18 protein-coding genes and 2 pseudogenes are annotated in these 25,111 nt (G+C 60.2%); 9 read left to right on the forward strand and 11 right to left on the reverse strand.

The features are described 5' to 3' along the window. Nucleotides 1-6: 6 nt before the first annotated feature. Complete coding sequence (locus tag CLU88_RS03930) at nucleotides 7-1,524, forward strand: efflux RND transporter periplasmic adaptor subunit (protein ID WP_099655478.1); 1,518 nt, start codon at nucleotides 7-9, stop codon at nucleotides 1,522-1,524. Further along, nucleotides 1,521-4,670: an efflux RND transporter permease subunit gene (locus CLU88_RS03935; RefSeq protein WP_099655479.1), complete on the forward strand. Its 3,150-nt coding sequence runs from the start codon at nucleotides 1,521-1,523 to the stop codon at nucleotides 4,668-4,670. Before CLU88_RS03930 ends, CLU88_RS03935 begins: the two co-directional genes overlap by 4 nt. Nucleotides 4,671-5,060: 390 nt before the next feature. Here the strand turns inward: CLU88_RS03935 and CLU88_RS03940 are convergent, their stop codons facing one another. The 3 genes from CLU88_RS03940 to cadR all read right to left on the reverse strand — a co-directional run bounded on the left by CLU88_RS03940 (nucleotide 5,061) and on the right by cadR (nucleotide 6,623). After that, on the reverse strand, nucleotides 5,061-5,555 hold the full coding sequence (locus tag CLU88_RS03940; RefSeq protein WP_099655480.1) for a hypothetical protein: 495 nt from the start codon (nucleotides 5,553-5,555) through the stop codon (nucleotides 5,061-5,063). Nucleotides 5,556-5,574: 19 nt separating this feature from the next. After that, the gene (locus tag CLU88_RS03945; protein ID WP_099655481.1) at nucleotides 5,575-5,898 is read right to left on the reverse strand and encodes a heavy-metal-associated domain-containing protein; all 324 of its coding nucleotides are present in this window, start codon (nucleotides 5,896-5,898) and stop codon (nucleotides 5,575-5,577) included. A gap of 284 nt (nucleotides 5,899-6,182) precedes the next feature. Continuing rightward, nucleotides 6,183-6,623, reverse strand: a complete 441-nt coding sequence (cadR, locus tag CLU88_RS03950; RefSeq protein WP_003804130.1) for a Cd(II)/Pb(II)-responsive transcriptional regulator — start codon at nucleotides 6,621-6,623, stop codon at nucleotides 6,183-6,185. An 85-nt stretch (nucleotides 6,624-6,708) separates the two neighbouring features. Here cadR and CLU88_RS03955 point away from each other — a divergent pair, with 85 nt between their 5' ends. The 5 genes and pseudogenes from CLU88_RS03955 to CLU88_RS23205 form a co-directional block, all read left to right on the forward strand. Then, nucleotides 6,709-9,114 (forward strand): heavy metal translocating P-type ATPase, encoded by a 2,406-nt coding sequence (locus CLU88_RS03955; RefSeq protein ID WP_034375348.1) that lies wholly within the window; start codon nucleotides 6,709-6,711, stop codon nucleotides 9,112-9,114. Then, on the forward strand, nucleotides 9,111-10,190 hold the full coding sequence (gene lspA / locus CLU88_RS03960; protein WP_075149163.1) for a signal peptidase II: 1,080 nt from the start codon (nucleotides 9,111-9,113) through the stop codon (nucleotides 10,188-10,190). The genes CLU88_RS03955 and lspA overlap by 4 nt, the downstream gene beginning before the upstream one ends. Nucleotides 10,191-10,319: 129 nt before the next feature. After that, complete coding sequence (locus tag CLU88_RS03965) at nucleotides 10,320-10,877, forward strand: recombinase family protein (RefSeq protein WP_004213590.1); 558 nt, start codon at nucleotides 10,320-10,322, stop codon at nucleotides 10,875-10,877. 2 nt (nucleotides 10,878-10,879) lie between these two features. After that, nucleotides 10,880-13,857, forward strand: a pseudogene (locus CLU88_RS03970) (Tn3 family transposase). A 29-nt stretch (nucleotides 13,858-13,886) separates the two neighbouring features. Then, nucleotides 13,887-14,297: pseudogene (locus CLU88_RS23205) on the forward strand (EamA/RhaT family transporter); the annotation flags it as partial. A gap of 32 nt (nucleotides 14,298-14,329) precedes the next feature. On the opposite strand, the gene CLU88_RS03980 reads toward CLU88_RS23205, so the two are convergent. From CLU88_RS03980 to CLU88_RS04015, 8 genes are all read right to left on the reverse strand, one after another. Next, entirely contained in the window at nucleotides 14,330-14,890 is a 561-nt protein-coding gene (locus tag CLU88_RS03980) for a hypothetical protein (RefSeq protein ID WP_099655482.1), read from the reverse strand. Further along, nucleotides 14,887-15,243, reverse strand: a complete 357-nt coding sequence (locus CLU88_RS03985) for a hypothetical protein (RefSeq protein ID WP_158235577.1) — start codon at nucleotides 15,241-15,243, stop codon at nucleotides 14,887-14,889. The genes CLU88_RS03980 and CLU88_RS03985 overlap by 4 nt, the downstream gene beginning before the upstream one ends. Nucleotides 15,244-15,334: 91 nt before the next feature. Further along, a complete protein-coding gene (locus tag CLU88_RS03990; RefSeq protein ID WP_099655484.1) occupies nucleotides 15,335-15,715 on the reverse strand; it encodes a hypothetical protein in 381 nt (126 codons plus the stop codon). A gap of 63 nt (nucleotides 15,716-15,778) precedes the next feature. Then, nucleotides 15,779-18,967 (reverse strand): CusA/CzcA family heavy metal efflux RND transporter, encoded by a 3,189-nt coding sequence (locus tag CLU88_RS03995; RefSeq protein WP_099655485.1) that lies wholly within the window; start codon nucleotides 18,965-18,967, stop codon nucleotides 15,779-15,781. Nucleotides 18,968-18,982: 15 nt separating this feature from the next. Further along, nucleotides 18,983-20,599, reverse strand: coding sequence for an efflux RND transporter periplasmic adaptor subunit (locus CLU88_RS04000; RefSeq protein ID WP_099655486.1), 1,617 nt, complete (start codon nucleotides 20,597-20,599; stop codon nucleotides 18,983-18,985). Between the two features lie 2 nt (nucleotides 20,600-20,601). Further along, complete coding sequence (locus CLU88_RS04005) at nucleotides 20,602-21,957, reverse strand: TolC family protein (RefSeq protein WP_099655487.1); 1,356 nt, start codon at nucleotides 21,955-21,957, stop codon at nucleotides 20,602-20,604. A 156-nt stretch (nucleotides 21,958-22,113) separates the two neighbouring features. Next, nucleotides 22,114-22,473, reverse strand: a complete 360-nt coding sequence (czcI, locus tag CLU88_RS23480) for a cation efflux protein, CzcI family (RefSeq protein ID WP_099655488.1) — start codon at nucleotides 22,471-22,473, stop codon at nucleotides 22,114-22,116. A 78-nt stretch (nucleotides 22,474-22,551) separates the two neighbouring features. Then, on the reverse strand, nucleotides 22,552-22,890 hold the full coding sequence (locus CLU88_RS04015) for a DUF4148 domain-containing protein (RefSeq protein ID WP_099655489.1): 339 nt from the start codon (nucleotides 22,888-22,890) through the stop codon (nucleotides 22,552-22,554). Between the two features lie 158 nt (nucleotides 22,891-23,048). On the opposite strand from CLU88_RS04015, the gene CLU88_RS04020 reads away from it, so the two are divergent. Both CLU88_RS04020 and CLU88_RS04025 read left to right on the forward strand, forming a co-directional pair. Beyond that, the gene (locus tag CLU88_RS04020) at nucleotides 23,049-23,735 is read left to right on the forward strand and encodes a heavy metal response regulator transcription factor (protein WP_099655490.1); all 687 of its coding nucleotides are present in this window, start codon (nucleotides 23,049-23,051) and stop codon (nucleotides 23,733-23,735) included. After that, nucleotides 23,732-25,069: a heavy metal sensor histidine kinase gene (locus CLU88_RS04025; RefSeq protein WP_099655491.1), complete on the forward strand. Its 1,338-nt coding sequence runs from the start codon at nucleotides 23,732-23,734 to the stop codon at nucleotides 25,067-25,069. The genes CLU88_RS04020 and CLU88_RS04025 overlap by 4 nt, the downstream gene beginning before the upstream one ends. The last annotated feature ends 42 nt before the right edge of the window (nucleotides 25,070-25,111 follow it).

Raw genomic sequence — 25,111 nt, forward strand, 5'->3', positions numbered from 1 at the left:
AACCACATGACCAATACCGTTTTCAAGAAGACCGCTGTGGCCGTGGCACTGGTGGCTGCTGGCATCGCCCTCGGCTGGGGCGTCTCCCAATGGCGCACCGCGAACAACCGCGCACTGGGAGCCAGTCCCGCATCGACAGAAGCAGCAAAAGCCGACCGCAAGGTGCTGTACTGGTACGACCCGATGTCGCCGACGCAGAAGTTCGACAAGCCAGGCAAGTCCCCCTACATGGACATGGCCTTGGTACCCAAGTATGCGGATGAGGACACTCAGGAAAGCTCCGGCCTGAGCGTCTCGGCCCAGGCCGTGCAAGCCCTCGGCCTGCGCACCGCCCTGGTAGAGCAGCGAGACATTGGGTCCGATGTGGACGTGCTGGGCACGGTCCAGCTCAATGACCGGGATGTGAGCATCGTCCAGGCCCGCTCGGGCGGCTTCGTGGAACGCGTCTATGCCCGGGCCCCGGGCGACGTGGTGGCCGCAGGCGCGCCATTGGTGGATCTTCTGCTGCCTGAGTGGGTGGCTGCGCAGCGCGAGTTTCTCGCGGTCCGGGCGCTCAAGGACGAATCGCTAACGGCAGCTTCGCGCCAGCGGCTGTCACTGCTGGGCATGCCTGCCTCGCTCGTGGCCCAGGTGGAGCGCACGGGCGAACCTCAGGGCCGCTACACGGTGACCTTCCCACTAGCAGGGATGGTGGCCGAACTGATGGTGCGCCAGGGCATGACGGTCTCTGCGGGTGCCAGCCTGGTGCGCGTGAACGGCCTGGCCAGCGTCTGGATCGAGGCTGCAGTTCCCGAAGCGCAAAGTGGTCCCTTGCAATTGGGACAAGACGCCCAGGTCCGACTGGCCGCGTTTCCGGGCGAAACCCTTAAAGCCCGGGTTGTGAGCATCCTGCCGGAGGCCAACCGGGACACCCGCACAGTGCGCGTGCGCCTGGAGCTTCCCAACCCCACCCAGCGCCTGAAGGCGGGCATGTCCGGACAGATCGTCCTGGCTGGACGTACACAACCAGCGCTGCTGGTGCCCAGCGAAGCGGTGATCCGCACCGGCAAGCGGGCGTTGGTCTACGTGGTGGACAGTCCTGGAAAGTACCACCCCGTCCAGGTGCAACTCGGTGCGGAAATCGATGACCGCCTCGTCATTCAAAGCGGCCTCACCGCAGGGCAACAGGTGGTCGCCTCGGCACAGTTCCTGATCGACTCGGAAGCCAGCCTGCGAGGCATCATGCCCACACAGCCTCCAAGCAGCGGCGTACAGCCGATCAACGAACAGGGGTCTTCAAAGACTGCTGCTCCGGCATCGAAGAGCTTTACGGTGCGAGGGGTGGTCGATGAGGTCACGCCAACCGAGCTGACCCTTACCCATGAGGCCGTGCCTGAACTGAAGTGGCCCGGCATGACCATGCCATTCAAGCTGGCAAACCCGGAGCTGGCCAAGGCCCTGAAACCCGAGCAGCAGGTCAAGTTCACCTTCCAGCAGCAAGGCAAGGACTTCGTGATCATCGCCGTGGAAAGGATCAAGCCATGATCGCGCGACTGATCCGCTGGTCGGTGGCGAACCGATTCCTGGTTCTGCTGGCGACCGTGATGCTCACGGCCTGGGGCGTGTGGGGTGTGCGCAGCACCCCCGTGGACGCGCTTCCCGATTTGTCGGATGTCCAGGTCATCATCCGCACCGCCTATCCCGGCCAGGCGCCGCAGATCGTGGAAAACCAGGTGACCTACCCACTGGCCACCACCATGCTGTCCGTCCCGGGTGCCAAGACAGTGCGCGGCTTCTCTTTCTTTGGCGACTCCTTCGTCTACATCCTGTTCGAGGACGGTACGGACCTGTACTGGGCGCGTTCCCGCGTGCTGGAGTACATGAATCAGGTGCAGGGACGACTACCCGCCACGGCCAAATCGTCGCTCGGCCCCGACGCCACCGGGGTCGGCTGGATCTACCAATATGCGCTGGTGGACCGCACCGGCAAGAACGATCTCGCCCAGCTGCGGGCCCTGCAGGACTGGTTCCTGAAATTCGAACTCAAGAGCCTGCCCAATGTCGCGGAAGTGGCGTCGGTGGGCGGCATGGTCAAGCAGTACCAGGTGGTGCTTGATCCGATCAAGCTCGCAGCCCAAGGGCTGACCCAGGGGCAGGTGCGCGAGGCCATCCTGGGCGCCAACCAGGAAACGGGCGGGTCGGTGCTGGAGTTGTCCGGAGCCGAGTACATGGTGCGCGCCAGCGGCTACCTCAAGACGCTGGACGACTTCCGGGCCATCCCGCTGGTGTCGCGCGCCGGGATTCCCGTGCGCTTGGGTGATGTCGCCACACTCCAGATCGGTCCGGAGATGCGGCGCGGTATCGCTGAACTCGACGGCGAGGGGGAAGTGGCCGGTGGCGTGGTGGTCCTGCGCTCGGGCAAGAATGCCCAGGAAACCATAAAAGCCGTCAAGGCCAAGCTCAGTGAGCTGCAAAGCAGCCTGCCCCAGGGCGTTGAGATCGTGACCACCTACGACCGCAGCGCACTCATTGAGCGGGCGATCCAGAACCTCACCACCAAACTCATCGAGGAGTTCATCGTGGTGGCTGTGGTCTGTGTCTTGTTCCTCTGGCACCTGCGCTCCGCGCTGGTCGCCATCATTTCTCTGCCTCTGGGGATCATGGCGGCGTTTCTGGTGATGCGCTACCAGGGCATCAACGCCAACATCATGTCCCTGGGCGGGATTGCGATTGCCGTGGGCGCCATGGTCGATGCGGCCGTGGTGATGATCGAGAACGCCCACAAGAAGCTGGAGGCCTGGCAGCGCAAGCATCCAGACCGCCAACTGGTGGGGGAAGAGCGCTGGAAGGTGATCACTGAAGCTGCCGAGGAGGTGGGCCCCGCGCTGTTCTTCTCGCTGCTTATCATCACCTTGTCCTTCGTGCCCGTTTTCACGCTGGAAGCACAGGAAGGTCGCCTGTTCGGACCGCTGGCGTTTACCAAGACCTATGCGATGGCCGCAGCAGCGGCTCTCTCGGTCACGCTGATCCCCGTCCTCATGGGCTACTGGATCCGAGGGCGTATCCCTGACGAGCAGAAAAACCCGATCACGCGCGCGCTGATTGCCGTGTACCGACCTTGCCTGGAATGGGTTCTGCACCGCCCCAAATCCACACTGGTCATCGCCGTGCTGGCGCTGACGACCACGATCTGGCCCCTCTCGCGGCTGGGGGGCGAGTTCCTGCCCAGGCTGGACGAAGGTGATCTGCTGTACATGCCGTCGGCGCTTCCGGGTCTGTCGGCGCAGCGGGCCACCGAACTGCTGCAACTGAGCAACCGGATGATCAAGACGGTGCCCGAGGTCGAGCGCGTCTTCGGCAAGGCGGGCCGCGCGGAGACCGCCACGGATCCGGCACCGCTGGAAATGTTCGAGACCACGGTGAAGCTCAAGCCCAGAGACCAATGGCGTCCAGGAATGACGCCCGAGGGTCTGATCGAGGAGCTGGACAAGGCCGTCAAGATTCCTGGCCTGTCAAACATCTGGATTCCGCCCATTCGCAACCGGATCGACATGCTGGCCACCGGCATCAAGAGTCCCATCGGGGTCAAGGTGACCGGCAACGACCTGAAGGTGATCGACGGGATCGCTGCCCAGGTCGAGCAGGTCGCCAAGGGCATTCCGGGAGTGACTTCGTCTTTGGCAGAGCGCCTGACGGGGGGGCGCTATGTCGATGTCCGCATCGATCGCACGGCCGCAGGGCGCTACGGGCTGAACGTGTCCGAAATCCAGGCCGTGGTCTCCGGGGCCATCGGTGGTGAAAACGTCTCGGAAACGGTCGAGGGCCTGGCCCGCTTCCCGATCAACCTACGCTATCCGCGAGAGTGGAGAGATTCCCCAGAACGCCTGGCCCAGTTGCCTCTCTCCACCCCCATGGGTCAGCAAATCACGCTGGGCACGGTGGCCAGCGTTTCTATCACCGATGGACCACCCATGCTCAAGAGCGAGAACGCCCGCCCATCGGGCTGGGTGTATGTCGATGTGCGGGGGCGCGATCTGTCATCGGTGGCCAATGACCTGCGCGATGCGGTGAGCCGCCAGATCAAGCTGGAGCCCGGGGTCAGCATCACCTACTCGGGCCAGTTCGAGTACCTGGAGCGGGCCAATGCCCGCCTCAAAGTGGTGGTGCCTGCCACCTTGCTGATCATCTTCGTGCTGTTGTATCTGACCTTCTCGCGCATGGGGGAGGCGGGACTGATCATGGCGACGCTGCCATTTGCGCTCACTGGGGGCATCTGGTTCCTGTACCTGATGAACTACAACCTCTCGATCGCCACCGGTGTGGGCTTCATCGCCCTGGCGGGGGTCGCGGCAGAGTTCGGGGTGGTCATGCTCATCTACCTCAAGCACGCACTGGCCGAGAGATGCCCAGACGGCAGGCAGCCTACGCTGGAAGAGCTGCTGGACGCGATCCGCGAAGGTGCCGTGCTGCGCGTGCGCCCCAAGGCCATGACCGTGGCTGTCATCCTGGCGGGCCTGGTGCCCATCGTGTGGAGCAGCGGGACAGGCTCGGAGGTCATGAGCCGCATCGCGGCCCCCATGCTGGGCGGCATGGTGACGGCGCCGCTGCTGTCCTTGTTCGTGATTCCTGCGGCCTATGTGCTGATGCGAAGGCCGAGTAAACACGATCAGCTGGACACTGATGCTTCGTGAAGCTGGCTTGGGGCGCCCCCTTGGGGGCACCGAGTTTGCCAATCGAGAGGCTGGGTGGCGATGTTAGGCAATGCCGCCTCAATCGAACTGACCTAATGGCCTGTGTGGCGCTCAAAGCGGCGCTACTGGGTCAGCGGCGCAACCCTGTTGTTGAAAACTGAAGACCCGGTAAAAGCACCGTCGCCGCTGTCAATGGCATCCAGTTGAGCTATCGATCAACCATTGATACAAAAGAACCGAACGCATTCCCACTTCTGATGTGCGTCGTGCTTGGGGGCTGCAGCAACGGGCTGAGGGCTTAATGCGCCTTACGCTGGTTGATTCAGGAAGGCGATCTACAGAATCTCAATGAGATTTTGTGGCGAGCGCCCCTCAGGACGCTCGCGGGGGCTATTTGGATGGCATGGCCGCTTGGCGGTCCACCATCATTTGCATCATCTGTTCCATCATGGCCATGCGGCGCTCCATTTGAGCGTGCATGCCCATCATGCCCGAGGTTCCAGAGGCGGCAGGTGCGGCAGGTTTGGCCTGCGCCCCTTGCTGCATCATCCCCATACCCGTGCCACCAGAATTACCAGCACCCATCATGGCCGTGCCGGACTGCATGAGCTTCATGTGCTCGTCCATCAGAGCAGAACGTTCGGCGGGAGTCTTGGCAGCCTGCATTTTTTTGTGCATTTCCTGCATCGCCTTCATCTGACGATCAAAGGCGTCGGGTGCTGGCGGGGTAGTAGCTGCTGGGGCAGACTGGGTAGCTACGCCACCGCTCTGCGCATCACCGGGGTGGTGGCCTGCGTGTTCGTCCGCAGGTTTAGGAGATTGCGCGACGGCACCGCCCGCCACGAAAAGGGTTGTCAACAGCCCAGCGACGATATTCAGACGCATGATTGGTCTCCTTGTTGGTTCAACTGCAGCATGACAACGTACGGCTCGCAGTGTCTTGATTCACGTCAACCGAGGTTGTGGGCCGAGACGCACAGCAGCAGCCACCGGATGTTCGGTGCGGTGATGTGGCCACCACTGCGTCTGCTTTGTATCCGGCACGCGCAATTGCGGAGCGGACAAGCTGCACAGTGTCGTCTTCGGCTTGCCCAGGAACGCGGACCTGCCGCGCGGCCACATCGATTGCTACTTCGACGCCCGCCAGCATTGGGGCCTGCGCTATTGCACGACGAATGCGCTCGGCGCAGCCCCCGCACGTCATATCAGGAACATTGAAATGGACCATGTGAGCCTCCTTTGGTTGATTCACGGTTTGACTATGAACCTTGCCATGATGAGAAGGTCAAGTCCCGTCACGAGAATCCGGCGCACCGCGAAATCAAACGCTGCAGTCGCACAGTGACTTATCAGAGGTGCCGATGCAAAGCTAACTAACTGGCGGTCAAGATTGGGTCAGCCCAGGCAGCCGAAGAGGTCTGAGTGCGCTCCCAGGCCATGAGCTACCCTGTGTGCCTCGAACTAACCGGGGTCGCCTCAGAAAACGGAAAATAAAGCACGCTAAGCCCTTACTTACCCAGATGTTTGACTGTTCGTGGCACTTTCACCATGGCAATTGCAATTGCCCAACCCTTGCAAAATGCCGCACGCCTCTACAGATCGAGAGCCAGAACACTTCTCGCGCAAATCAACCAAGTGCCGTTTTAACTGCAACAGCGCGGACACACGCATTTCCACCTGTTGAATATGGGCCTCCAGCAGCGTGTTGACCTCCCCACAGTCCTGCATCGGGTTGTCTCGCAGACCCAGCAATGCGCGAATCTCGCTCAACGTCATGTCGAGCGAACGGCAATGACGGATGAATTGCAAGCGCTCAATGTGCGCCTCACCGTACAGCCGGAAGTTGCCACCGCTTCGCGCTGGCTTCGGCAGTAGCCCTTCCTTCTCGTAGTAGCGGATGGTCACGACCTCGCACCCAGAGCGCTTGGCGAGGTCGCCAATTCTGATTTCCATGCATCAATCTCCAATTATCACTTGACTCTATAGTGACTATAGAGATTTTAATGGAGGCTGAATAGAAGATTTTCAGGAGTTACTCATGAGCGAATGCGCTTCAAAGGGGTGTGGCTGCACGACTGAGCCGATCATCCAACCCACGGCACCGGCCCCGCTGGCAACCGGATCGGCTCAAGCGGTGTACCGCATCGAGAACATGGATTGCCCGACCGAAGAGGCGCTGATCCGAAGCAAACTGGCCGGTCTGGCGGGGGTGGCGGGTCTTGAATTCAACCTGATGCAACGTACCTTGGCCGTGCGACACGAATTGCCTTCGTTGTCTCCCGTCGAGCAGGCGCTGAAGGCCATCGGCATGCAAGCTGTGCGCATGGATCAGGCGTCGGCCGAGCAGACGACCAAGCTGTCCATTGCCAAGATGGATTGCCCGACCGAAGAGACGTTGATCCGCAACAAGCTCGGCACCGTGGCCGGTGTTGCTGATCTCGATTTCAACCTGATGCAGCGCACGCTGTCGGTACGCCATGCGAACCAGGTTCTGCCAGACGTGCTCGTGGCACTGCAAGCGCTTGGATTCGAGGCGCAGGTCGTGGACACGGCAGAGGTCGCATCTCCATCCGCCGCCCCTGTGACCACGCCGACCAACTGGTGGCCGCTGGGCATCTCCTTGGTCACTGCATCGGCGGCCGAGGCGGTCTACTGGCTCCACAACGGCAATCACTGGTCGGTTGTCGTTCTGGCGCTTGTCGCGGTCTTCACGGGTGGCCTCTCCACCTACAAGAAGGGGTGGATTGCGCTCAAGAACCGTAATCTCAACATGAACGCCCTCATGTCGATTGCGGTCACGGGTGCCATGTTGATCGGCCACTGGCCCGAAGCGGCAATGGTGATGGTACTGTTCGCGCTGGCCGAGGTAATCGAAGCCAAATCGCTGGATCGCGCTCGTAACGCTATCCGTGGCCTGCTCGACCTGACCCCGGAACAGGCCACGGTACAGCAGGCTGACGGCACATGGCGCGAGGTGGGCGCCAAGCAAATCACCATCGGCGCCCGCGTCCGGGTCAAACCAGGTGAGCGCATCGCCCTTGATGGTGAGGTGCTGGAAGGCCGCTCTGCCGTCAACCAAGCCCCGATCACGGGTGAAAGCCTCCCGGTCGAAAAATCCCCCGGTGATTCGGTGTTCGCTGGCACGATCAACGAATCCGGCTCGTTCGAGTACCGCGTCACCGCCTTGGCCAACAACTCCACTTTGGCCCGGATCATTCACGCGGTAGAGGCTGCGCAAGGTAGTCGTGCGCCGACTCAGCGTTTTGTCGATCAGTTCGCCCGCTGGTACACCCCCGTTGTATTCGGCGTTGCCATCGCCGTCGCGTTGTTGCCGCCGCTGTTCATGGGTGCGGCATGGCTCGACTGGATCTACCGTGCATTGGTTCTGCTGGTGGTCGCCTGCCCGTGCGCACTGGTGATCTCTACACCGGTCAGCATCGTCAGCGGCCTGGCCGCCGCCGCCCGCCACGGCATTCTCATCAAAGGTGGCGTCTATCTGGAAGAAGGCCGCAAGCTGCGCTGGCTGGCTCTGGACAAGACCGGCACGATCACGCACGGCAAGCCCGCACAGACCGACTTTGTCACATGGGGCAATGCACTCGCCTCGGACAGCCGCAGCATCGCTGCCAGTCTGGCGGCCCGCTCGGACCATCCTGTATCCAAGGCGGTGGCACAGGCCGCGCAGACGGACGGGGTTGCCTTGCTCGACGTGGCCGAATTCAACGCGCTGCCCGGTCGGGGTGTGCAAGGCCAAATCAACGGTGCGACCTACCATCTGGGCAACCACCGGATGCTCGAAGAGCTGGGGCAGTGCACACCAGAGCTGGAGCAGCGCATCGCTGCGCTGGAAACCGCTGGCAAGACCGTCGTGATGTTGGTAGGCGCAAAGGCGGTACATGCCTTATTCGCCGTAGCGGACACCATCAAGGACAGCAGCAGGACCGCCATCGCCGAGCTGCACGCACTGGGCATCAACACCATGATGCTGACCGGCGACAACCCCCATACGGCACAGGCCATTGCCGCACAAGCCGGAATCGACCGTGCGCAAGGCAACCTACTCCCAGATGACAAATTGCGCGAAGTGGAGCAACTGGCCCGAAGCGGCAAGGTTGGCATGGTCGGTGATGGCATCAACGATGCCCCGGCCTTGGCGCGTGCGGACATCGGCTTTGCAATGGGAGCGGCTGGCACAGATACCGCAATCGAGACCGCCGACGTGGCCCTGATGGACGACAACCTGCGCAAGATTCCGACCTTCGTGCGCCTGTCGCGTGCGACGGCGCAGGTGCTGATGCAAAACATTGTGCTGGCCCTTGGCATCAAGGCAGTATTTCTGGTGCTGACCTTCACGGGTCAAGCGACCATGTGGATGGCGGTGTTTGCTGATATGGGGGCCAGCTTGCTCGTCGTTGGCAATGGCTTGAGGCTGTTGCGCAAATGAGCTGGAAATTCTTTCTCTACGACTGGGGTGGTCTGAACATCGCGTTGTTCCAAGCCATCAACATGAGCACACCTGCAGCGCTGGAACCGCTGGCATCGTTCTTCAACCTTGTGATAGGCAACTACTGGACTGCACCACTGATGCTCTTGGCGATGTGGGGATGGTCAAAGTCGGCACCTGACCCAACGCGGGCCGATGCCATCCGGTACAGACTCAGAGTCTTTAGCGTGGCCTTTGCGTTGGCATTTCTCGTCGCCACCATCTTGAAGCTATGGATCGACTTTCCACGCCCGCCTGCCGTTTTTGGCGACATGGTGCGCGTTATCGGGGGCATCGAACGACACTACAGCCTGCCCAGCGGGCATGCCACCTATGCCGCGCTGGTGGTCGGCGCGCTCTGGCCTTTGATAGGCCGTCGTGGCCGCATCGGCTTGGTGTTGTACGCCGCATTGGTCGGTTGGTCACGCATCGCAGCCGGAATGCACTTTCCTGCCGATGTGCTGGCGGGGTGGGTACTTGGATTGAGTTGCACGGCGCTCGCCGGGTGGCTGATGCCGCTGGCCGTCCCTGTGTGGCAATCGGCTCGCCGCACATCGACTTGGGTCTGGTTCGCAGTGGCCGCCAGTGCTGTCATGACCGATCAGCTCGCAAAGTTCGCCATCACCCGCACGTTTGCCTACGGTGAACAGGTCGAAGTCACGCCCTTCTTCAACTTCGTCCATGTCCTGAATCCCGGCGCGGCATTCAGCTTTCTGGCGAACGCTGGCGGCTGGCAACGTTACTTTTTCATCACGCTGGGCCTGGTCGTTTCTGCTTGGCTGGGACGCATGCTGTGCCAGCAATTGCCCCGTCTCGAAGCGATGGGATACAGCCTGATCCTCGGCGGTGCGCTGGGCAATGTCGCGGATCGTGTGCTGCGTGGACAGGTTGTTGATTTCCTTGACTTCCATTGGCGACTTGCGCACTGGCCCGCCTTCAACCTCGCTGATGTGGCGATAACTATCGGAGCGCTCTGCCTGTTCTTGACGGTTGTACCGAAAAGCAGTAAAGGCACAGAGGCCGAGGTGTCCGGTTAAGCTATACCCTAACCTGATGTCAGATGCTTGGCGCAAAGCACGTCAGAATAGAGTTGTAGTTTGTATTTATTGACACAAGCCGCCAAGGGTAATGGATTTCATCCTGACACTTTTACCTTTGGAGGCACCTTGCAAGGTCAACGCATTGGCTATATCCGCGTCAGCAGCTTCGACCAGAACCCTGATCGGCAACTGGAGCAAATCGAAGTCGGTAAGGTATTCACCGATAAGGCTTCCGGCAAGGACACGCAACGTCCCGAACTTGAAAGGCTGCTGGCCTTTGTGCGCGAGGGCGACACCGTGGTGGTGCACAGCATGGACAGGTTGGCACGCAATCTCGATGACCTGCGCCGCATCGTTCAGGGGCTGACACAACGGGGCGTGCGGATGGAGTTTGTCAAAGAAGGGCTGGCGTTCACCGGCGATGACTCACCGATGGCCAATTTGATGCTGTCGGTCATGGGGGCTTTTGCGGAGTTCGAGCGCGCACTGATCCGCGAACGCCAGCGCGAGGGAATCGTGCTGGCCAAGCAGCGCGGTGCCTACCGGGGACGAAAGAAATCGCTGAACAGCGAACAAATTGCCAAGTTGAAACAGCGAGTCGCGGCAGGCGATCAAAAAACCTTGGTGGCCCGTGACTTCGGCATCAGTCGCGAAACCTTGTACCAGTACCTGCGGGAAGACTGATCATGCCGCGCCGCTCAATCCTGTCCGCCACCGAGCGCGAAAGCCTGCTGGCACTACCAGATGCCAAAGACGAACTGATACGGCACTACACGTTCAACGAAACCGACCTATCGGTGATCCGCCAGCGTCGCGGCGCTGCGAATCGATTGGGCTTCGCCGTGCAGCTTTGCTACTTGCGATTCCCTGGCATCTTCTTGGGCATCGATGAGCCTCCGTTTCCGCCCCTGTTGCGCATGGTGGCCGCACAACTCAAGGTGCCGGTGGAAAGTTGGAACGATTACGGCCAGCGCGAGCAGACGCGGCGGGAGCACTTGGTCGAGCTGCAAACGGTGTTCGGGTTCAAGCCCTTCACCATGAGTCACTACCGGCAAGCCGTGCATACATTGACCGAGCTGGCCTTGCAGACCGATAAAGGGATTGTGCTGGCCAGCACCCTTGTCGAAAACCTGCGGCGGCAGAGCATCATCCTGCCCGCCATGAATGCCATCGAGCGCGCGAGCGCCGAGGCCATCACCCGTGCCAACCGGCGTATTTACGCGGCGTTGACCGATTCTTTGTTATCGCTCCACCGTCAGCGCCTGGACGAACTTCTCAAGCGCAAGGACGGCAGCAAATTGACGTGGCTGGCATGGCTGCGCCAGTCGCCCGTCAAGCCGAACTCTCGGCATATGCTTGAACACATCGAGCGCCTCAAGGCTTGGCAGGCGCTTGACCTTCCCGCAGGCATCGAGCGACAAGTTCACCAGAACCGCCTGCTCAAGATCGCCCGTGAGGGTGGGCAGATGACGCCTGCCGATCTGGCAAAGTTCGAGATGCAACGACGCTATGCCACTCTGGTTTCGCTGGCCATTGAAGGTATGGCCACCGTCACCGACGAAATCATCGACCTGCACGACCGCATCATTGGCAAACTATTCAACGCCGCCAAGAACAAGCATCAGCAGCAGTTTCAGGCTTCCGGCAAGGCGATCAATGACAAGGTGCGGATGTATGGCCGCATCGGCCAAGCCTTGCTGGAAGCCAAACAGAGCGGCGGCGATCCGTTCGCCGCCATCGAGGCCGTAATGCCGTGGGATACCTTCGCCGCCAGCGTCACGGAGGCGCAAAAGCTCGCGCAGCCGGAGAGCTTCGACTTTCTGCATCGCATCGGTGAAAGCTACGCCACGTTGCGCCGCTACGCGCCGCAGTTCCTGGACGTACTTAAGTTACGGGCGGCACCAGCCGCCAAGGGCGTACTCGATGCCATCGAGGTGCTTCGCGGCATGAACAGCGACAACGCCCGCAAGGTGCCCGCCGACGCGCCGACGCGCCGACCGCATTCATCAAGCCACGCTGGGCGAAACTGGTGCTCACGGACGATGGCATTGACCGGCGCTACTACGAGCTGTGCGCCCTGTCAGAGCTAAAGAACGCGCTGCGATCAGGCGATGTCTGGGTGCAGGGTTCGCGCCAGTTCAAGGACTTTGATGAGTACCTGGTGCCGGCCGAGAAGTTCGCTACTCTGAAGCTGGCCAACGAATTGTCGCTGGCAGTGGCCACCGATTGCGATCAGTATTTGCACGACCGACTGGCATTGCTGGAACAGCAGCTTGCCACCGTCAACCGCATGGCGGCGGCCAATGATCTGCCGGATGCCATCATTACCGAGTCCGGCCTGAAGATCACGCCGCTGGACGCGGCGGTGCCGGAGACCGCACAAGCCCTAATCGACCAGTCGGCGATGCTGCTGCCACACGTCAAGATTACCGAACTGCTGATGGAAGTTGATGAGTGGACAGGCTTCACCCGGCATTTCACGCATCTGAAGACCGGCGACACGGCCAAGGACAAAACCTTGCTGCTGACGACGATCCTGGCTGATGGCATCAATCTCGGGCTAACCAAGATGGCCGAGTCCTGCCCAGGCACGACTTACGCCAAGCTGTCGTGGCTGCAAGCCTGGCACATCCGGGATGAAACGTACTCAACGGCGCTGGCCGAACTGGTCAACGCGCAGTTCCGGCAATCCTTTGCCGGAAACTGGGGCGATGGCACCACGTCATCGTCGGATGGCCAAAATTTCAGAACCGGCAGCAAAGCGGAGAGCACCGGGCATATCAACCCGAAGTATGGAAGCAGTCCAGGCCGGACGTTTTATACCCATATCTCCGACCAGTACGCGCCCTTCAGCACCAAGGTAGTCAACGTCGGCGTGCGTGATTCAACCTATGTGCTCGATGGCCTGCTGTACCACGAGTCGGACTTGCGGATCGAGGAGCACTACACCGACACAGCGGGCTTTACCGATCATGTCTTCGGCCTGATGCACCTACTGGGCTTCCGATTCGCGCCACGTATCCGAGACCTGGGCGACACCAAGCTATTCATCCCAAAGGGCGATGCCGCCTATGACGCGCTCAAGCCGGTGATTAGCAGCGACCGGCTGAACATCAAGCAGATACGCGCCCATTGGGATGAAATCTTGCGGTTCGCCACTTCGATCAAGCAGGGTACGGTGACGGCCTCGCTGATGTTGCGCAAGCTCGGCAGCTATCCGCGTCAGAACGGACTGGCCGTTGCACTGCGCGAGCTGGGGCGCATTGAGCGCACGCTGTTCATACTGGATTGGCTGCAAAGCGTGGAGCTGCGCCGCCGCGTGCAGGCCGGACTCAACAAAGGCGAGGCGCGCAACGCGCTGGCCAGGGCGGTGTTCTTCAACCGACTGGGCGAAATCCGCGACCGCAGTTTTGAGCAACAACGCTACCGGGCCAGCGGCCTCAATCTGGTAACGGCGGCCATCGTGCTTTGGAACACGGCCTATCTGGAACGGGCAACCAATGCTTTGAACGGGCACGGCAAACCGGTAGACGAGACGCTGTTTCAATACCTGTCACCGCTGGGGTGGGAACACATCAATCTGACCGGCGATTACCTCTGGCGCAGCAGCACCAAGGTCGGCGCAGGCAAGTTCAGACCGTTGCGACCACTGCCACCGGCTTAACGTGCTTTATTTTCCGTTTTCTGAGACGATCCCTAGGACTTCTCGCCGTGGGAGCCACTGGCTACGGCCTGAGTCTGCGCTTTTACCTTCTTGCCCAGCGGGCGTTTGGCGCGGCGCGCACAGGCTCGGTGTTTGCTTTCGCGCCCTTCATCGGTGCTGCCGTGGCCTTCGGTTTCGGGGACCGCTCTGCGGGATGGTTGATGCTGCTGGGCGGGGTATTGATGCTGGCGGGAGTGGTACTGCACTTGGCGGAAAGCCATGGTCACGAGCACACACACGAAGTGCTTGAGCATGAGCATGCCCACCGGCACGACGATGGGCACCATTCACATGTGCACTTTGTGATGCCAAAGGGCAGCCACAGTCACAAGCACACCCATGAACCTATGACCCACGCTCATCCCCATGCTCCTGACGTGCACCATCAACACGTTCACTGAACCCCAGGGATTTTTTGTCTGCTCCCCCGAGGTCACTTGACCGTCAGGTCGGCGACCAGGCGAGCCTTGTAAGCCCTTTCCCGAATAGCATCCTCGCCGTCAGTCGCCCATACAAACGTGCTCTTCCATGCCCAAACCGTTCCATCGATCCGAAGAAATCGTAGGTCACCAGCTTTGCCATCCACGGTTGCGACTTGACGCTCTCCTTCGAAATCCAAGGTGAACGTATGCGTTCCTGGCTTCAACTTGAAGCGCACCATCGTGTTGGGGAGAGTCTCGGCGGCCATTTCGTTATCCGCGCTGATCTTCACAAACCGCCCGCCATCTCCCCAGTTGCGCCGTACGACGTAGACGGTGAGCGCATTCGGATCGGGAGTAAAGCGCTTCGCCTGAGCGTCGGCATTCAGGCTGGGGGCGGGTACCCGAGTGCACGCGACTACTCTGCCCTTACTGGTCTTGTAACAGTATGGCGCTTCGGCGGAAGGATCGGCCCCAGTAGGGGTGGCACAACCCGCCAGCAAGCTAGCAACCAGCACAGAAGTCAGGATCACGCAGAGGCGGCGGGTGCCTGAATGTGGAGGAATTTTTGTCATGGATCTGATTCTTTGCTGTGGAGGTTGTTGATCAGCGACTGCAGGTTTGTCAGCGACTCCGTCACTTTTACCCACGGTCTGCCTCCTTGGATTGCATCTGGCGGTGCCGCGATTTCGGTGTATTTCGGTATTTCAAACGCATTGCCTGTCGATCCCTCAGTCTCTTGGTCAAGCGTCGGCTGTACTTGACTCTCACCGCCATTGGCGGGTGGCGTTTGAGCCAGATACGCCGCAGCCTCCAAAACACAAACACGGAGGTCAACAAGCCGATCCAAATCCAAAACAGCTTGGCAAAGAGCGCGACCTGTGCCGCCTGCATTGACATGGATCGCTCCTTTTTTGGCCTCCAGCACAGGTCAGCTGCTTTGACGTGAACGGACTTCGGAAAGTGGGATCACTTCTGGAGGCGTTGCGAAGGCGATCCACCCAGCCGGCCTTCGTGTACTACTTCAGCGTGAAGCGGACGGAGGCAACCGACTTGCCGGCCTTTGAGACGGCGACAACGGCTTTGGTACCTGCGGGAACCTTGAAGCTGCCCGACGCTTCCAGCTTGCCGTCGCTGACCTGGAGCTGAACTTCCTGCTTCTCGCTGCCAGCCAGCAGAGTGACCTTGGCGGTCATCCCCGTCACAGCAACGGGCTTCCCGTGGTCGCGCATATAGAGCTGCAGTTTGTCGGCGCTAGCAACGAATTCGTACTCGACCTCCTTGGCTTCTGCAACAGCACCACCGTGCATCGGCTTTAGGTCGTGACCGTGATTGTCCGCAGCGAAGGCTGCGCCCGAGATCGACACTGACAGGGCGAGAATAAGTTGGGAGAGTTTCATGACAGTTCCTTTGGGGTTGGAGAAAAGGGACGGTCCCACGATCAGCGAGCGGGACCGTTTCAACTACGCGGACGCGGACACGTCTGGGGGATGCGAGGGCTCAGCGGACACGTCCTCATCTTCCTCATCGGGCCGGTGGGCCAGACGGTAAAGAATCGGCAGCACGAGAAGCGTGAGCAGCGTGGACGAGAGAATTCCGCCGATCACCACGGTGGCCAGGGGACGCTGGACTTCAGCGCCGGTGCCTGTCGCAATGGCCATTGGAATGAAGCCCAGCGAGGCCACCAGGGCAGTCATCAGAACCGGCCGTAGCCGGGTGAGCGCGCCGTCACGGATTGCTTCGTCAAGACCAACGCCGCCTTCCCTCAAGCTGCGGATGTACGAAATCATCACCAGACCATTGAGCACGGCCACCCCAGAAAGCGCGATGAAGCCGACAGCCGCAGAGATAGACATCGGAATGTCGCGAAGCCAAAGCGCCAGGATGCCCCCCGTCAAAGCGAATGGGATGCCAGTGAAGACCAGCAGACCATCCTTGACGTTGCCGAACATAGCGAATAGCAGCACGAAAACCAGCAGCAGGGACACCGGCACGACGACCTGCAGGCGCTGCGTGGCCGACTGCAAGTTCTCGAAGGTTCCGCCCCAGCTCGTCCAATAGCCGGTAGGAATCTTGATCTGGGCCAGGCCTTTCTCAGCCTCTGCGACGAAAGAGCCCACATCGCGCCCGCGCACGTTGGTGCTCACGACGATGCGGCGCTTGCCGTTCTCTCGACTCACCTGGTTGGGGCCAGGAGCAAGCTCGAATGTTGCTACCTCGCCCAGCGGGATGAAGTTCGTTTTGGCCTCTGTCCCATTGGCAGAACGCGGCAGCGGGATAGGAAGGCGCTTCATCCCTTCGAGATCGTTGCGCAGGGATTCAGGCAGACGAACCAGGATGTCGAATCTGCGGTCGCCTTCGAACATAGTGCCGGCCTCGCGTCCACCGATAGCGGTGGCCACAGTGTCTTGAATGTCGGCAACGTTCAGACCATAGCGAGCAGCCTTCTGGCGGTCGATATTCACGGTGAGCATCGGAAGCCCCGTCGTCTGCTCAACCTTCACCTCAGAGGAGCCCTGAATCTTCTGCAGCATTGCGGAGACTTCTTCTGCGGACTTGTTCAGGACATCCATGTCGTCACCGAAGATCTTCACGGCTACGTCACTGCGCACCCCGGAGATCAGCTCGTTAAAGCGCAGCTGAATGGGCTGGGAGAACTCATAGTTGTTGCCCGGGATTTTCCCGATGACTTCCTGAATCGCCGCGAGTAGTTCGTCGCGGGTTTTTCGAGGTTCGGGCCATTCGGCCATTGGCTTGAGCATGATGTACCCGTCCGAAATGTTCGGCGGCATGGGGTCCGAGGCAATCTCCGCAGTACCGGTTCTGGCGAAGATGCGCTCGATCTCGGGGAACTTCTCTTTCAAGGTCCTTTCAATCTGCTGCTGCATTTGGACTGACTGGGAAAGGCTGGTACCCGGGATGCGCAGCGCCTGGATCGCAAAGTCGCCTTCATTGAGATTGGGCACAAATTCGCTGCCCATGCGCGTGGCGATCAACCCGCACAAGACCACAGCAACTGCAGCTGCGGTCAGTACGACCGCCTTGGCGGCCATGACACGGTCGAGCAGTGGACCATACAAGCGCTTGGCATGGCCCAGCAGGAAGTTTTCCTTCTCGCTGACCCGATTGCCGATGAACAGGGCCACCGCTGCGGGGACGAATGTCACCGACAGAATCATGGCGCCCAGCAGTGCCGCGACCACCGTGAATGCCATGGGGTGGAACATCTTCCCTTCAACGCCTGTCAGCGCGAAGATGGGCAGGTACACCACCATGATGATGAGCTGTCCGAACAGCAATGGGCGGCGTGACTCCTGGGAGGCCAGAAACACTTCATGAAAGCGCTCGGCCCGGGTCAGCGGCCGGCCGTGGTGCGCCTGAGCGTGGGCAAGTCGCCGCACGCAGTTCTCCACGATCACGACAGCGCCGTCGATGATGATGCCGAAGTCCAGCGCCCCCAGGCTCATCAGGTTGGCGCTCACCTTGTACTGGACCATACCCGTGAAGGTGAAGAGCATCGACAAGGGGATGACCATTGCCGTGATGATTGCGGCGCGGATGTTGCCCAGAAAGAGGAACAGGATCACGATCACGAGAACTGCGCCTTCCAGCAGGTTCTTCTTCACCGTACTGATGGCTTTGTCAACAAGCACGGTACGGTCGTAGACCGTCACCGCGTGTACTCCGTCTGGGAGGCTCTTGTTGACTTCCAACATCTTCTTGTCCACCGCCTGCGAGACAGTCCGGCTGTTCTCGCCGATCAGCATGAACACCGTGCCGAGGACCACTTCGCGCCCGTTATCGGTTGCTGCACCGGTGCGCAGCTCTCGGCCAATGCCCACCTCAGCCACGTCGCGCACGCGCACAGGGACACCGTTGGCGCTGCTCAGGATCACGTTGCCAATGTCTTCCAGGGATTTGACTTGGCCGGGTGCGCGAATGAGGTACTGCTCGCCGCGCTTTTCGATATAGCCCGCGCCCACGTTGCCGTTATTGCGGTCCAGCGCAGTGACCACGTCCTGCAACGTCACGCCCAGGGATGCCAGTCGTTCAGGGATGGGCGCGATCTGGTATTCCTTGGCAAAGCCGCCAATGGAATTGATCTCGGTCACGCCAGGAACATTTCGCAGCTGTGGCTTGATGATCCAGTCCTGAATCTCGCGCAGGTCTGTTGCGGTATAGGGTGAGCCATCGGGCTTCTTCGCCCCGTCCTTGGTTTCGACAGTCCAGAGATAGATTTCGCCCAGCCCGGTCGAGATGGGCCCCAGCGCTGGCGTGATGCCGGCAGGCAGCTTGTCGCGCGCCTCCTGGATACGCTCGTTGACGAGCTGCCGAGCAAAATAGATGTCGGTTCCGTCTTTAAAAATGACGGTCACCTGCGACAGACCGTATCGCGAAAGCGACCTGGTCTGCTCCAGGTTTGGCAGGCCAGCCATGACCGTCTCGATGGGGTATGTAACCCGCTGCTCAGTCTCCAAAGGCGAGTAGCCTGCGGCCTGGGTGTTGATCTGAACCTGGACGTTTGTGATGTCAGGGACCGCATCGATGGGCAGTTTTTGGTAGCTGAAGACGCCAAGGGCCGCCATGCCCAACGCCGCCAACAACACCAGCCATCGCTGCTCGATCGAGAATCGAATGAGTTTTTCAAACATGTATGCGCTCCGCGATCAGTGCGTGTGTTCGGCAGATCCCTTGCCGAGTTCAGACTTCACCACGAAGCTGCCGGTCGAGGCGTAGGGCATGCCGGCTTTGAGACCCGAGAGGACTTCGACCCGCTTGCCATCGCTTCGGCCCAGCTTCACGGGTTGGGCGATAAAGCCGCCGTCGACTCTGAGAAAGACCACCGGCTTTTCCCCAACGTTTTGGACGGCGTCTGCTGAGATGGTTACAGGCGCAGCCGTCTCTTCGGACACCACCTCGACATTGACGAACAGGCCGGGGCGCCAAGCGCCCTTAGGGTTGCCAAGAACCACGCGGGCTTTTGCCGTGCGGGTTTGCTCGCCAATGAGCGCTCCTACAAAAGCGACAGTGCCTGTAGCGGAGGCGTCAAAGGCGGTGGCCTTGATCGTGACCTTCTCGCCCACACGCACCGCTGGTAGGTCTTTTGCCGGAACGTTGATCTCGGCCCACACCTGGGATAGGTCCGAGATGGTGAAAACCGCAGCATCTTCCTTCACCGCCTCGCCGAGACTCAGGTGCTTCTCGATGACGATGCCGTCAAAGGGCGCACGCAGCTCTATGCGATTGAGACCAGACACTGACGAGGCGGACAACCCCATGGCGCTCAGCTTCTGATGGGCGTTGGCGACGGCAACCTCCGCTTCGCTCAAGGCCTGCTTGGCCTGCAGATAGTCCTGTTCGGCAGACACCTTCTGCTCCCACAGCTTTTTCTCTCGCTCGTAGGTGGTTTTGGCCAGCGTTAAGCGCTTTTGGGCCGTCTGCAGCTCGCTGCGTTGCTCGGAAGCAGTCGGGCTCGCGATCACCGCCAAAACTTGCCCTTTCTTGACCACTTGGCCCAAGCTGGCATTGACGCTTTCCACGACTCCCGCAAGCCGGGGAACAACGTGAGACGTGCGGTCTTCGTTCAAGCGTATCTCGCCGGGAAGAAGCAAGGCCGTCTTGATGTTGGCTTTGACCGCATTGTCCAGGCTGATGGATGCAGCCTTTATCTGGGCATCGGTCAGTTCGATCTTTCCTTCTTCCTTGCTCATCACGAACATGAAAGGCTCTGTGGCAGTCTGCGCAATGATCTCTATGTCGAACGCATGGGGTTCAGCAACGATCTCCCGGCTGACAAGACTGTCTTTTTCAGCGGCAAACGTCAGTTTCTGCTTTTCATCTGTCGGGCGGGTCACAGTTGCCGTGACCGTTGCAGCATTCAGGGGCAGCGGTTTATCTTTGTCGGACAGCCAGATTCGCAGTCGAGGCTCGCCACCGTCTTCAGACAACAATGCTTCCAAGCTGAAGTCGCCTTCCTTGAACACGGTACCGCCATGTGGTCCCTTGGCTTCGCTCTTTTCATGGTGTTCACCATCGGCATGCCCCTTGTCATCGTCGTGGCCCTTTTCGCCACCCTTGCCATGGTGTTCACCGTCGCCGTGTCCCTTCGCTTCAGTATGGCTGCCATGCCCGTGGCCATCGCCCTCGGCGGTCGCAGCTTTGGGCTTGCCGCCACCTTGCAAGATGAAGGTTCCCGCGCCGACCCCTAGTGCGAGGACTACTGCAATGGCGATCAGGTGTTTTTTACTGATGGTGGATTTGCTGGAGTTCATGTTCATGGTCATGCTCAGTGTTGCGTTGCGATCAGGCCGGAAACCATGCTGGCCCCGAGCAGGCGGTCGATATCAGCCGCTGCACGGTGTGCTTCGCCAAGGGCTTTGAGGTACTGGGATTTGGCGGTGAAGTAAGTGCGTTGGGCATCGAGCACTTCCAGGAAATTGAACTTACCGTTCTCGAACCCAATGGTGGCGGCGTCATAGGCCGACTTCGCACCGGGCAGAACTTCCTGCTGCAGTGACTGAACCTCTGCGGTGATCGTGGAAAGGCGCTCTCGTGCCTGCGCCACTTCGCTGTGCAGGCGCACGGTGGCTGCTTGCAGCTCATCGCGGGCCTTGTCCTCAAGTTTCAGCGCCTCCAGGAGGTTGCCTTGGTTGCGGTCGAAGACGGGAAGAGGCACAGAGACCCCGAAAAGAAGGACGTTGCGCTGCGTCTCGTTGCTGCGCTGCATGCCGACGCTGACGGTGACATCGGGGACGCGCTTGCTTTGTTCCAGGTCGGTCAAGGCCTTGCGCCGATCCACCTCGATTCGCGCAAGTACCACGCCTGGCGAAGAAGCAATCAGGGGCTGGAGATCGACGAGGCTCGGGACCGAGGGCAGGTTCTCGGCCTTGCCCTCCAGGACGGTGTACGGCGCATCGATCCGTCCCAACAGCGCGAAAAGGCGAGACAGGGCATTGCGTTGTTCACTTGCGGCCTGGGCCAGTTCAACGCGCACGCCGGCTTCGGCAACCCGGGCCTTGGACTCTTCTACGGGTGACACCTTGCCGGCTGCAACGCGCTTGGCGACAGTGTCCGTTGACGACTTGGCCAGCGCAGCGCTGTCTCTAGCGAGCGCCAGTCTTTCCTGCGCAGTCAGAACATCAAAGTAAGCTGCAGCGACATTGGCCCGCACGGTGGCCTTGAGCTCAGCGAGTTGGGCTTGCGCTTGTTCGCGGGATTTTTCGGCGGCCTTGGTACGAGCCGCTCGCTTTCCACCCAACTCCACTGGCAGGTTGAGTTGCCAACTTTGCGTACGTGTCTGGGAACGCGCGTCTTCCAGGGAGTATGCGAGCTCGGGATTGGGGCGAGAGCGTCCTTGAAGAACTTGCCCTTCGGTTGCCTCGAATTGGCGCGTCGCTGCCGCCACTTCCGGATTTCCCTCCAAAGCCAGTTCGATGGCTTGGACCAGAGACAGTGGCTCACCAGGTAGCCCTGCAGCCGTTTGAGCGGATCTCTCTTCGGCGGCTGGCCTTTGGGACACGCCTTGAGCAAGGGCTCCGCCCGAGGCCGTAAGCAATATGGCTGCGGCTCCTGCCGCAAGCCTGAATTTTGGGTGGCCACGCCATGCGCGCCGGGTTTCTTGAAGGTAAAGACCCTTGAACATCGGATTCTCCAGTGGTTTCAAAACACGAAGGAATCGGCGGACTGGCAACCGTACAGCTGCCTGGCAACTCGTCAGTCATTGCATTCATGACACGCACAACTGCGTCCGCCTAGGGCGGACAAGACTGACCAAAAAGAAGGAGAGATGCCCCGCCGATCAGGCGAGGACGGGCCACTGAGGGCGATCAGGAGGAGTGGGCGTTACAGCAGCCAGGCGCTCGCCAAGCGGCGAACCCACTCGACGGTCGTGGGAGATGCTTTGCTTGGCACAGGACCAGTTGAGGGCCCCGATACCAGCTCCGTGGCAAACCGAACAGTCGATATCGGACATGTCCGCGCCTCGGTCAGTTTTATCCACTTGGCCGACTTCGCTTTTGACATCGTGTTCGTGTTCGTGATGCCCCACGTGTTGCGCCTGGGCGGTCGAGCTCTCATGCGCGCAGTACGCAGCGACCGCTGACCAGCTGAACTGGAACGGGAGCAAAGCGAGCATGAAAACAGCTATCAAGCGATACATTTTTTGAGTCTAGCATGGGGCAAAGAGAGCTTCGCGTGACGTCTCTCGGAGCACGGATGAACTCGGCACTGTCCCGAATTAGCCCCCCGTGCCGTACAGTTCCTTGATCTGCTGCTTCTCTTCTGCAGACATGTTCAGGTATTCCTGCCGCACCTGCTCACGGGTCTTGGGGGAGCTAGTGGCTTTGATAGGCAGGGATCCGCCGCGCGAAAGGGCCGCCAATGAACCGTCCTTGCGCGCAATCTCAACAGACCGAAGCACGTCATCACGTGACACCGTGCTTTGCACGTGATCGGGATGGGTGGTCACGCCAACCTCTCCGTCAGCAGCGTGATACAGCGAGGAGGCAGATGCTAGGCCTGGGGCCGTAATGGCGAGGGCGATCAGGGAGAGCGCGAGGGGTTTGCGAATGTTCATTGTTTTGTCCCTTGATTCAAGTAAGCCGTCGGCGATATGCCAGCAGCTATGCCTTTCGACACAGAGGGAACTTTAGAAATTGGCCCACAACAAGACGCCAACAGCCAGATGACAAATTCGTAATCTGCGAACAGGTCGCATTCTTCGAGAATGACCTCATGAAAATTCTGCTCATTGAAGATGAAGTCAAGCTGGCCGAGTACCTCCGAAAGGGTCTCGGAGAGGTCGGCTATGTGGTGGATGTCGCCCACAACGGTGTGGACGGCCTGCACATGGCCCTTGAAGGCGGGCACGACCTGCTGGTACTAGATGCAATGCTCCCTGGGATCGATGGCTTCAGCCTGCTGGCGGCCTTTCGCAAGACGAAGCAGACTCCCGTCTTGATGCTGACGGCCAGGGTTAGTGTCGAGGATCGGGTACTAGGCCTTCAGACAGGCGCTGACGACTATTTGGTCAAGCCCTTCGCATTTTCCGAGTTGAGCGCCCGCATCCAGGTTCTGCTCAGACGTACCCACGGTTCAAGGGATACGGTTGAGCCCACGCAGCTGCGGTTGGCCGACCTTGAGGTCGACCTGGTCCGGCGTAAGGCGTCCCGAGGCGGTCAGCGCTTGGACCTGACTGCCAAGGAGTTTCTGCTGCTGACATTGTTTCTGAGAAGAAAGGGCGAAGTTCTCTCTCGAACGGAGATTGCTGAACAGGTTTGGGACATGAACTTCGACAGCGATACCAATGTTGTTGAAGTCGCGATCCGGCGTCTGCGCACCAAGATCGACGTACCCTTTGACACAGCACTGCTGCACACCATCCGTGGCATGGGATACGTCATGGAGGAGCGCAAAGAATGACTACGCTGGTCCGGCATCGCTCATTGCGCCAGCGATTGTCGTGGTGGCTGGCACTGCAGAGCTTTGCCGGGCTCGGGCTGGTTTGTCTAGCCGTGTATCTGGTGACCGAATTCAATTTTCGAGATCGGCAAGAGGAAACGCTAGCGCAAAAGGAAAACGTCATTCGGCACCTGCTGCTGGACGGCAAGGAGCACGGGGACTCGGAAGGCCTTGCGCACAAACTTGATGATTTCTTGGTGGGGCACGGAGATCTGTCGCTAGAGGTTGCGCAGGCCGATGGGTTTGTCCTCTACGTCCGTACACGAAACGAGACTGCGAAGACGGTGTGGCGCCAAAGGCAGTTTGAGGTGCCACAGACCACAGGCCAAACGCCATCAAAGGGTTTGAGCGTCAAGCTGTCGCTGGACATCCAAACCGACAACCAATTGCTGCACCGGCTTGCAGTCACCTTGCTGGTGGCCGCCATCGGTGGGAGCATCGTGGTGTCACTGGGCGGATTTTCCCTGGTCAATCTAGGCTTGGCGCCCGTTCGAAGACTGGCCAGCCAGACGCGCGCAGTGTCGGCTGATAATCTGCATCAACGGCTCGATAGCGCTGAGCAGCCCCTTGAGCTCGTGCCTCTGATCGACCAGTTCAACGCGCTTCTGGCGCGCATTGAGAAGGCGTATTTACAAATGGAGGGCTTCAATGCGGACGTGGCGCATGAGTTGTGCACGCCTTTGGCCACGCTCATTGCCAACAATGAATTGGCTTTGCTGCGCCCTGAGCGGGCGGATATGCGCGAGGTGCTAGCGTCCAACTTGGAGGAGTTGCACCGCCTGACCGGCATCGTCAATGACATGCTGTTCCTGTCCCAGGCGGATCGGGGTGTGGGAGCGCGCCGCGCGCCCGTGGCGAGCCTTGCATCAGTGGCTGCTGACGTACTGGACTACCACGAGGCCGCGCTGTCCGAGGCAGCTCTCACAGCTAAAGTGGTTGGTGATGCGCATGGCGCCTTCGACGTGCCGTTGCTGCGCCGGGCCCTGTCGAACTTGCTCGGCAACGCCACTCGATACGCGAGCTCTGGCTCAATCGTCCAGATCAACCTCAGAACCACCGATGAGGGTCGTGTGCTGATCAGTGTCACCAACTACGGCAGCACGATCGATCCCCAGCTACTCCCGCAGCTTTTTGACCGATTCTTCCGTGCAGATCCTGCTCGCAGCCACGGGCAAAGCAACCATGGCCTCGGGTTAGCAATAGTGGGCGCTATTGCACGCATGCACCAGGGCACGCCAGTGGCATCGTCAGAAAACGGGGTGACGAATGTGGGAATCGAAATTCGCCCGATTTGATGGTGGTTTTCAACGGGGTGGGGTCGATCCTGTGCCCCTGCG

Origin of the sequence: Acidovorax sp. 56 (assembly GCF_002749705.1) — a bacterium.
Lineage (GTDB): Bacteria > Pseudomonadota > Gammaproteobacteria > Burkholderiales > Burkholderiaceae_C > Acidovorax.

Excerpts from the sequence above, each read along its gene's own strand:
- CLU88_RS03930 (WP_099655478.1), top strand. The coding sequence starts at position 7 with ATGACCAATACCGTTTTCAAGAAGACCGCTGTGGCCGTGGCACTGGTG.
- CLU88_RS03935 (WP_099655479.1), top strand. The coding sequence starts at position 1,521 with ATGATCGCGCGACTGATCCGCTGGTCGGTGGCGAACCGATTCCTGGTT.
- CLU88_RS03940 (WP_099655480.1), bottom strand. The coding sequence starts at position 5,555 with ATGCGTCTGAATATCGTCGCTGGGCTGTTGACAACCCTTTTCGTGGCG.
- CLU88_RS03945 (WP_099655481.1), bottom strand. The coding sequence starts at position 5,898 with ATGGTCCATTTCAATGTTCCTGATATGACGTGCGGGGGCTGCGCCGAG.
- cadR (WP_003804130.1), bottom strand. The coding sequence starts at position 6,623 with ATGGAAATCAGAATTGGCGACCTCGCCAAGCGCTCTGGGTGCGAGGTC.
- CLU88_RS03955 (WP_034375348.1), top strand. The coding sequence starts at position 6,709 with ATGAGCGAATGCGCTTCAAAGGGGTGTGGCTGCACGACTGAGCCGATC.
- lspA (WP_075149163.1), top strand. The coding sequence starts at position 9,111 with ATGAGCTGGAAATTCTTTCTCTACGACTGGGGTGGTCTGAACATCGCG.
- CLU88_RS03980 (WP_099655482.1), bottom strand. The coding sequence starts at position 14,890 with ATGACAAAAATTCCTCCACATTCAGGCACCCGCCGCCTCTGCGTGATC.
- CLU88_RS03990 (WP_099655484.1), bottom strand. The coding sequence starts at position 15,715 with ATGAAACTCTCCCAACTTATTCTCGCCCTGTCAGTGTCGATCTCGGGC.
- CLU88_RS03995 (WP_099655485.1), bottom strand. The coding sequence starts at position 18,967 with ATGTTTGAAAAACTCATTCGATTCTCGATCGAGCAGCGATGGCTGGTG.
- CLU88_RS04000 (WP_099655486.1), bottom strand. The coding sequence starts at position 20,599 with ATGACCATGAACATGAACTCCAGCAAATCCACCATCAGTAAAAAACAC.
- CLU88_RS04005 (WP_099655487.1), bottom strand. The coding sequence starts at position 21,957 with ATGTTCAAGGGTCTTTACCTTCAAGAAACCCGGCGCGCATGGCGTGGC.
- czcI (WP_099655488.1), bottom strand. The coding sequence starts at position 22,473 with ATGTATCGCTTGATAGCTGTTTTCATGCTCGCTTTGCTCCCGTTCCAG.
- CLU88_RS04015 (WP_099655489.1), bottom strand. The coding sequence starts at position 22,890 with ATGAACATTCGCAAACCCCTCGCGCTCTCCCTGATCGCCCTCGCCATT.
- CLU88_RS04020 (WP_099655490.1), top strand. The coding sequence starts at position 23,049 with ATGAAAATTCTGCTCATTGAAGATGAAGTCAAGCTGGCCGAGTACCTC.
- CLU88_RS04025 (WP_099655491.1), top strand. The coding sequence starts at position 23,732 with ATGACTACGCTGGTCCGGCATCGCTCATTGCGCCAGCGATTGTCGTGG.